Source organism: Streptomyces sp. MnatMP-M17 (genome assembly GCF_900091995.1).
Classification (GTDB): domain Bacteria; phylum Actinomycetota; class Actinomycetes; order Streptomycetales; family Streptomycetaceae; genus Streptomyces.
Genome location: NZ_FMDK01001020.1, coordinates 1 through 6,961, shown reverse-complemented (window position 1 = coordinate 6,961; position 6,961 = coordinate 1). Strand labels below are relative to the sequence as shown.

Below are 6,961 nucleotides of genomic sequence, written 5' to 3'. Positions count from 1 at the left end.
CGCCCCCCCCGCCACAACGGCCCAGAAAGGTGGCGTACCCATGCCGATCTTCCGTACCTCATCCACCACCGCCGGCGCGGACCGTCCGGCCATCTCCTCGTCGCCCGCCCGGCTCTCCCGCCCAGGACCGGGACGGCGCTCCTTCCTCGGGCTCGCCCTCGGCGCGGGCGCCGCGCTCGCCCTCACCGCCTGCGGAGGCCAGCCCGCCTCGACGGCGAGCGGCCGGGGCGGCACGCTCAAATGGGGCTGGGCGCTGCCGACTTCATGGGATCCGGTCACCTCGTCCGCAGGCTGGGACGTGCACTCCCTCTCCCTCGTCTATGCCGCGCTCACCACGCTCGACCAGCGCGGCAACGCGGTCCCCGCCCTCGCCGCCTCATGGAAGTACAACGACGACGGCACGGCCGTCACCTTCACCCTCCGCCAGGGACTGAAGTTCAGCGACGGGACTCCGGTCGACGCCACCGCCGTGAAGAAGAGCATCGAGCGGGGCCGTGACTACGAGAAGTCGCTGATCGCCGCTCAGCTCACAGGCGTCAAGGAGGTCACGGCTGTCGACGCCCGCACCGTCGAACTGCGTCTCGCCGAGCCCGACTTCCAGATCCCGCTGCTCCTCGCGGGCAAGACCGGCATGGTCGTCAATCCCAAGGTCTTCGAGAGCGACGCCGCGAGTCTCGCCACCGAGCCCGCGGGATCCGGTCCGTACACCCTGGTCTCGTACGTCCAGAACTCCAAGGCCGTGCTGCGCCGCAACACCGGCTACTGGGACGCGGACCGGATCAGGATCGAGAACTTTGAGCTGTATCCGCTGCCCGAGGCCTCGACCGTCGTCGCCGCGCTCACCTCCGGGCAGTACAACGTCGCCCAGATACCGGGCAGTCAGGTCGAGGCGGCCAGGGCCGCCGGTCTTGAGGTCCAGGTCATTCCGTCCATGGTGGTGGCCGTCCTCGATGTCCACAACGGCAAGGAGCCCTTCACCGACCCGGACGTGGCGCTCGCGCTCAAGTACGCGATCAACCGCGAGGAACTTCTCCGGACCGCGTCCTTCGGCCATGGCGAGGTGTCCCGGCAGCCCTTCCCCAAGGGATACGCGGGCCATGACGACGCGCTGGACACGCTCTTCCCGTACGACCCGGAGAAGGCCAAGGAACTGCTGGCGAAGGCCGGCCACGCGAACGGTCTGAAGATCACGCTCTCCACCTCGAAGGCCGAAGGCGTACCCGAACTGATCCAGGCGCAGCTCAAGAAGGTCGGCATCACGGCCACCATCGAGACCATCCCGGCGGCCCGCGCGTCCCAGTTGGTCTATGTCCAGCGCAGCAAGGCCCTCTTCGTCGACCAGTTCGCCGGACGTGAGGCCGCCACCCAGGGCTTCCAGGTCCTCTTCGGCAAGGAAGGCCTGATGAATCCGGGCCGTACCGTCTCGCCCGAGCTGGAGAAGGCGCTCGATGTGGTCCGCCGTACACCGCTGGACTCGCCCGACTATCCGGCCGTTCTCCAGAAGGCCACCGGGATCGCCGTACGGACCATGCCGAACGTCTTCCTCTACACCGTCCCTCGGATCCTCGCCCGCAATCCCAAGGTCTCCGAGATCCCGGCGTACACCGTCGTCCAGCGGTTCGAGGGAGTCACGGTCTCATGACCGCGCCCATGGTGACGGGAACGAAAGCAGGAACCGGCTACGGGCGCCGCCCGTGGTCCGTGGGATCCGCCTCCGTACGGCGACGGCTGGCGGGAGCACCGCGCCCGCTGGGCCGGCTGCTCGTCATCACCGCCACGGTCTTCTTTCTGGCCTCGCTGCTCACCTTCGCGCTCGGCGCCCTCTCGGAGGCCAATCCGGCGGCGGCCGTCCTCGGTGACCAGGCGACACCGGCCGATATCGCCCGTATGGAGGCCCAGTTCGGATTGGACCGGCCACTGTACGCGCAGTATCTGAGCTGGCTCGGCCACGCGCTCACCGGTGATCTCGGGGTCTCCTGGTTCACCAGTGTGCCCGTCGCCGACAGTATCGCCGGAGCCCTGCCGGTCGATCTGTCCATCGCCGGTCTCGCCCTGCTGCTCGTCGTGGTCATCGGCGGTGGCGCCGGAATCGTGGCCGCCCTGAACAACGGCGGGCGCTTCGACCGGGCCGTCACCCTTGTCTCCTCCGCCCTGGCCACCCTTCCGCCGTTCCTCATCGGCATCGTGCTGATCGTCGTCTTCGCGGTGCAGCTCCGCGCGCTGCCCACCGGCGGCTATGTACCGCTGGGCGAGAGCCCGGGGGAGTGGCTGCGGTACGCGATCCTGCCCGCGTTCGCCCTCAGCCTGGACGCCGCCGCCTCCATCGCCCGGCAGTTGCGCACCTCGCTCGTCGGGGCCCTGCGCGAGAACTATGTGACCGGCGCCGAGATGCGCGGCTTCTCCGCCCGGCGGGTGCTGTTCGGACATGTACTGCGCAATGCCGCCGGGCCCGCGCTCTCCGTCCTCGGTGTGAGTGTGCCGGTGATCCTGGGCGGCGCGGTCGTCACCGAGAAGATCTTCAATCTGCCCGGGATCGCCCAGCTCTCGCTCCAGTCGGCCGAACAGCACGACATCCCGGTCATCCAGGGAACGCTGCTGGTCACCGTGGCCGTGGTGCTCATCGCCAATATCGCCGTCAACGCGGCGCTGACGGCGCTCAATCCGGCCGCGCGCAGACAGCCGGACGGCGGTCGCGGCCGGGCGGCGGAAGGGAGTGCCCGATGAGGACACTCCGGCGTACCTGGCGGCTGCCGTCGGCCCGGATCGCGCTGGCCGTGCTCGCGCTCGTCGCGCTGGTGGCGGTCGCGGGCGGCGCCCTCGCACCGTACGATCCGCTGGCCCAGCGGCCGGCGGACATGCTGCACGGACCGAGCGCCGGGCATCTGCTCGGCACCGACTATCTGGGACGGGATGTCCTCAGCAGACTGCTGGCGGGCACGGGACGCTCGGTCGTGGGCGCCCTGGAGGCGGTCGGCGCGGCGATGCTGCTCGGCATTGTGCCGGGGATCGCCTCCGTGTGGCTCGGCCGGACCGTCGAATGGACGGCCCAGCGGGCCGCGGACACCTTGATGATCATGCCGTTCACGGTCTTCGCCATCGCCGTGGTCGGAGCGCTGGGCAACGGGATGCACCAGGCGATGCTGGCGCTGGGCGTGCTCTTCGCACCGCTGTACTTCCGGGTGACCCGCGCCGCCGCGCTGGGGCTGAAGCAGGCGCAGTATGTGGAGGCGGCCGAGCTCATGGGCGCGTCCCGGTGGTGGATCCTGCGGGTCCATGTCTGGGGCAAGATCCTGCCGACGATCGCCGTCACCACGGCGCAGGCCGTCGGGCAGGCGCTCCTGGTGGTCGCGTCCCTGACCTTTCTCGGGCTGGGCGTGCAGCCGCCCGCGCCGACCTGGGGCGGAATGCTCGCCTCGGATCTGGGCTATCTGGCCCAGCAGCCGTGGGCGCCGCTGATCCCGGGCGCCGCGATCATGATCACGGTCGGTGCCCTGAACATCCTCGCGGACGCGGTACGCGACAGCGGGGCGGCGGACTCGGGAACGAAGCCGGGCCGGAAGGCCGGCACCGCGCCGCGCATCCAGGTGATCACACGTCCGGAGAAGCGTCCCGAGGAGGTCGACCAGCGTGTCACAACTGGCTGAGCCAATTGACCGATTGCCCGCCGTACTGACCGTCGACGGACTCGATGTCACCGTCTCCGGCGGAGTACGCGCCGTCCGTGAGGTGACCTTCGCCATCGGGCGCGGTGAAGCCGTCGGACTGGTGGGGGAGTCCGGCAGTGGGAAGAGCCTGACGTGCCGGTCCGCACTGGGCGTGCTGCCCGCCGGATGCGAGGTGTCGGGCGGCCGGATCACCCTTGGCGTTGTCGGCGCGGAGCCGGGCACCGCACCCGGCACCGGCGCCGAGCTGACCGCCTTCAGCCGTAAGCAGTGGGACGCCGTACGGGGCCGCCGTGTCGGAGCCGTGTTCCAGGATCCCGCCTCGTATCTCAATCCCTCGCTCACCGTGGGCCGTCAGCTCACCGAGCAGCTACGCGTGGGAGCCGCGCTCTCCAGGGCCGAGGCGCACATCCGCGCCGTCGAACTGTTCACGGCCGTCGGACTGCACCGCCCTGAGGAGGTCTTCCACCAGTACCCGCACGAGCTCTCCGGCGGGATGCTCCAACGGGTCCTCATCGCCATCGCCGTCTCCTGCTCGCCCGAACTGCTCATCGCGGACGAGGCGACCACCGCCCTCGATGTGGTCATCCAGGCCGAGATCCTCGAACTCCTCCAGCGGCTCAGGGCCGAACAGGGCCTCGCCCTGCTTCTGGTCACCCACGATCTCGCCGTCGTCGCCGAGAGCTGCGATCGCCTTCTGGTCATGTACGCGGGCGAGATCGTCGAGGACGGTCCCACCGCCGAGGTGCTCGCCTCGCCCGCACACCCGTATACCGAGGCGCTGCTCCGAGTGGCGTCGATCGGGGCGTGGGGTCGGCGCGAGCTGGACATCATCCCGGGCCGACCGCCCGAGACCGGTGCCGAGCTGCCCGGCTGCCGGTTCGCCGACCGCTGCGCCCATGCCGTCGGGCGGTGCACCGAGGGACCTGTCGCTCTGCACTCGCTGGACGGCGGACGCCGGGCGCGCTGCCTGCGTCCGGCCGGACTGCTCGGCGAAGCGACCGCGCCCGTCACGGAAGGAGCCTCGGTATGACCACCGTCCAAGGACCTGTCCTCGCGGCCCGGCAGGGCGAGGCGGCGGCCATCGGGCCCGACCTGGACGCGCTGCTGGAGATCAGCGGACTCACCGTGTCGTACGGTCGGCGGGCCACCTCGCTGCGCCGCGCCGGACGCACCCGGGTGCTCTCGGGCGTCGATCTCACCGTACGGGCGGGCGAGATCGTCGGGATCATCGGTGAGACCGGCTCGGGCAAGACCACCCTGGCCCGTGCCACGGTCGGTCTGGTACGGCCCGACAGCGGCGCCATCGGCTTCGAGGGCCGGGATCTCACCCGGCTGAACCGCCGTGAGCTGCGGGACTTCCGGCGCTCGGGACGTGTGCAGTACATGTTCCAGGATCCGCTGCGCTCACAGGATCCTGAACTGACGGCTCGTCAGGCAGTGGCCGAACCACTCGCCGCCGTCGGCGCGGCGAGCCGGCGGGAACGCGCGGAGCGGGCCGACGAGGCACTGACCTTGGTGGGTCTGGACGCCGACGCGCTCGGAGCCCGTACATCGGGACAGCTCTCCGGCGGCCAGCGCCAGCGGGTGTCGCTGGCCCGCGCCATCGTCACCCGGCCTCGGCTGCTCCTCAGCGACGAGCCGGTCAGCGCCCTGGACGCCTCCAACCGCAATCTCGTACTGAGCCTGCTCGACCGGCTCCGCCGTGAACTCGGCCTGGCTGTCGTGGTCATCTCCCACGACCTCAGCTCGCTGGCCGGTATCGCCGACCGGGTCGCCGTTCTCTACCGGGGCCGGCTGGTCGAACAAGGGCCGATCGGCGAGGTCCTGGAGCATCCACGGCATCCGTACACCGCGCTGCTCACCGCCTCCGCGCCGAGCGTACGCCGTGAACACCGGCTGCTGCCCGCCCAGTTGCGCCCGGACGCGGACCGTCCGCCGTGGCCGGACGACGAGGGCTGTGTCTTCGCACCACGCTGCCGGTTCGCCGGGCCCGAGTGCCGGGACGAGCCGCGCCGTACCGCGCTCTCCGACGACACCGGACCGTCCCACACCGTCGCTTGCCACCACACCGCCACCTGGCGCGACCGGATCGGCTGACGACCGTCCTTTCCCCACTTCGCGCCCCTGGGCCCCGCTTCGCACCCACAGGAGAACCACCGCCATGCCCATCGAGTTCATCGGTATCGCCGCCACCCAGGAGATCAGCGAAAGCGGCTCGGCCACTCCCGTGTCCGGCCGCGACGGCATCTCCCCCCAGAGCGAGAGCGGACACGCCAGCGGCCCGGTCGTCCAGCCCGGCTATCTGCGGGAACTGGCCCGTGCCCATGAGGAGTCGGGCTTCGACCGTGTACTGGTCGCGCACGAGCGGCTCTGGACCGAGATCGCCAGGACCACCGGAGCGGCGTGCGGTCTCGTACGCGCCGAGGCCGAGCGGGGCGGGACCGCGGAGCCCGCCGGAGAGGCCGTGGTCCCGGTATGAGTTCTCCGCTGCCGGCCCCGGACCTCGCCCGGCTTCCGGCCGTCACCGAGGCGCTCGCCGCGCGCGCGGCGGAACACGACCGTGACGCGTCCTTCCCGGCCGAAGGCTTTGTGCTCGCTTACGAGGCCGGGCTGCTCACCGCCACCGTGGCGGCCCGCCACGGCGGTCCCGGGGCCGGACTGGCCGACACCGTCCGTATCCTGCGCGCCCTGGGCGCCGGAGATCCGGGCGTGGCGCTCGTCACCGCCATGACGCTGTTCACCCACGCCGCCGAGGCCCGTACGCCCGGCTGGCCGCCCGCCGCGTACGCCGCACTCCTCGACGCGTCGGCCATCGGTCCCGCACTGGTCAACGCCCTGCGGGTGGAACCCGAACTGGGCAGCCCGGTCCGCGGTGGCCTTCCCGCCACCACCGCACGGCGCGACGGCGACCACTGGCTGCTGACCGGCCGCAAGATCTACTCCACCGGCGCGGTGGGGCTCAGCCGGATGCTGGTCTTCGCGCGGACCGACGAGGACCCGGTACGCGTCGGCTCCTTCATCGTGCGCGCGGGCAGCCCGGGACTGACCGTCGAACCCACCTGGGACCATGTCGGGCTGCGGGCCAGCCGCAGCGACGATGTCGTCCTCGACTCCGTTCCGGTACCGGCCGGCGATGTCATCGCACTGGACGAGGCCGGAGACATCCCCGGTGCCCGGCCGGATCCGGAGACCGGCGCCTGGAACGCCCTCGGTCTGACCGCCCTCTATCTGGGCGTGGCGGGCGCGGCCCGCGACTGGCTCATCCACTTTCTGCATGAGCGGGTCCCGACCGCGCT

General features: G+C 71.2%; 7 protein-coding genes. All 7 read left to right on the top strand.

What is annotated here, in order from left to right; all coding sequences use genetic code 11:
* A partial coding sequence (locus GA0115259_RS35310; RefSeq protein WP_345941073.1) for an ABC transporter substrate-binding protein occupies window positions 1-1,642 on the top strand: 1,642 nt, incomplete at its 5' end.
* Window positions 1,639-2,724: an ABC transporter permease gene (locus GA0115259_RS35305; RefSeq protein ID WP_237540724.1), complete on the top strand. Its 1,086-nt coding sequence runs from the start codon at window positions 1,639-1,641 to the stop codon at window positions 2,722-2,724. The genes GA0115259_RS35310 and GA0115259_RS35305, both read left to right, overlap by 4 nt.
* Window positions 2,721-3,644 (top strand): ABC transporter permease, encoded by a 924-nt coding sequence (locus GA0115259_RS35300; RefSeq protein WP_093604438.1) that lies wholly within the window; start codon window positions 2,721-2,723, stop codon window positions 3,642-3,644. The genes GA0115259_RS35305 and GA0115259_RS35300 overlap by 4 nt, the downstream gene beginning before the upstream one ends.
* Window positions 3,628-4,695: an ABC transporter ATP-binding protein gene (locus GA0115259_RS35295; protein ID WP_093604436.1), complete on the top strand. Its 1,068-nt coding sequence runs from the start codon at window positions 3,628-3,630 to the stop codon at window positions 4,693-4,695. Before GA0115259_RS35300 ends, GA0115259_RS35295 begins: the two co-directional genes overlap by 17 nt.
* Complete coding sequence (locus GA0115259_RS35290; protein ID WP_093604434.1) at window positions 4,692-5,762, top strand: ABC transporter ATP-binding protein; 1,071 nt, start codon at window positions 4,692-4,694, stop codon at window positions 5,760-5,762. The genes GA0115259_RS35295 and GA0115259_RS35290 overlap by 4 nt, the downstream gene beginning before the upstream one ends.
* Window positions 5,763-5,826: 64 nt before the next feature.
* The gene (locus tag GA0115259_RS40865; protein ID WP_176732770.1) at window positions 5,827-6,144 is read left to right on the top strand and encodes a hypothetical protein; all 318 of its coding nucleotides are present in this window, start codon (window positions 5,827-5,829) and stop codon (window positions 6,142-6,144) included.
* Window positions 6,141-6,961 (top strand): acyl-CoA dehydrogenase family protein (locus tag GA0115259_RS35280; RefSeq protein WP_093604432.1); only part of this gene is annotated, 821 nt, incomplete at its 3' end. The genes GA0115259_RS40865 and GA0115259_RS35280, both read left to right, overlap by 4 nt.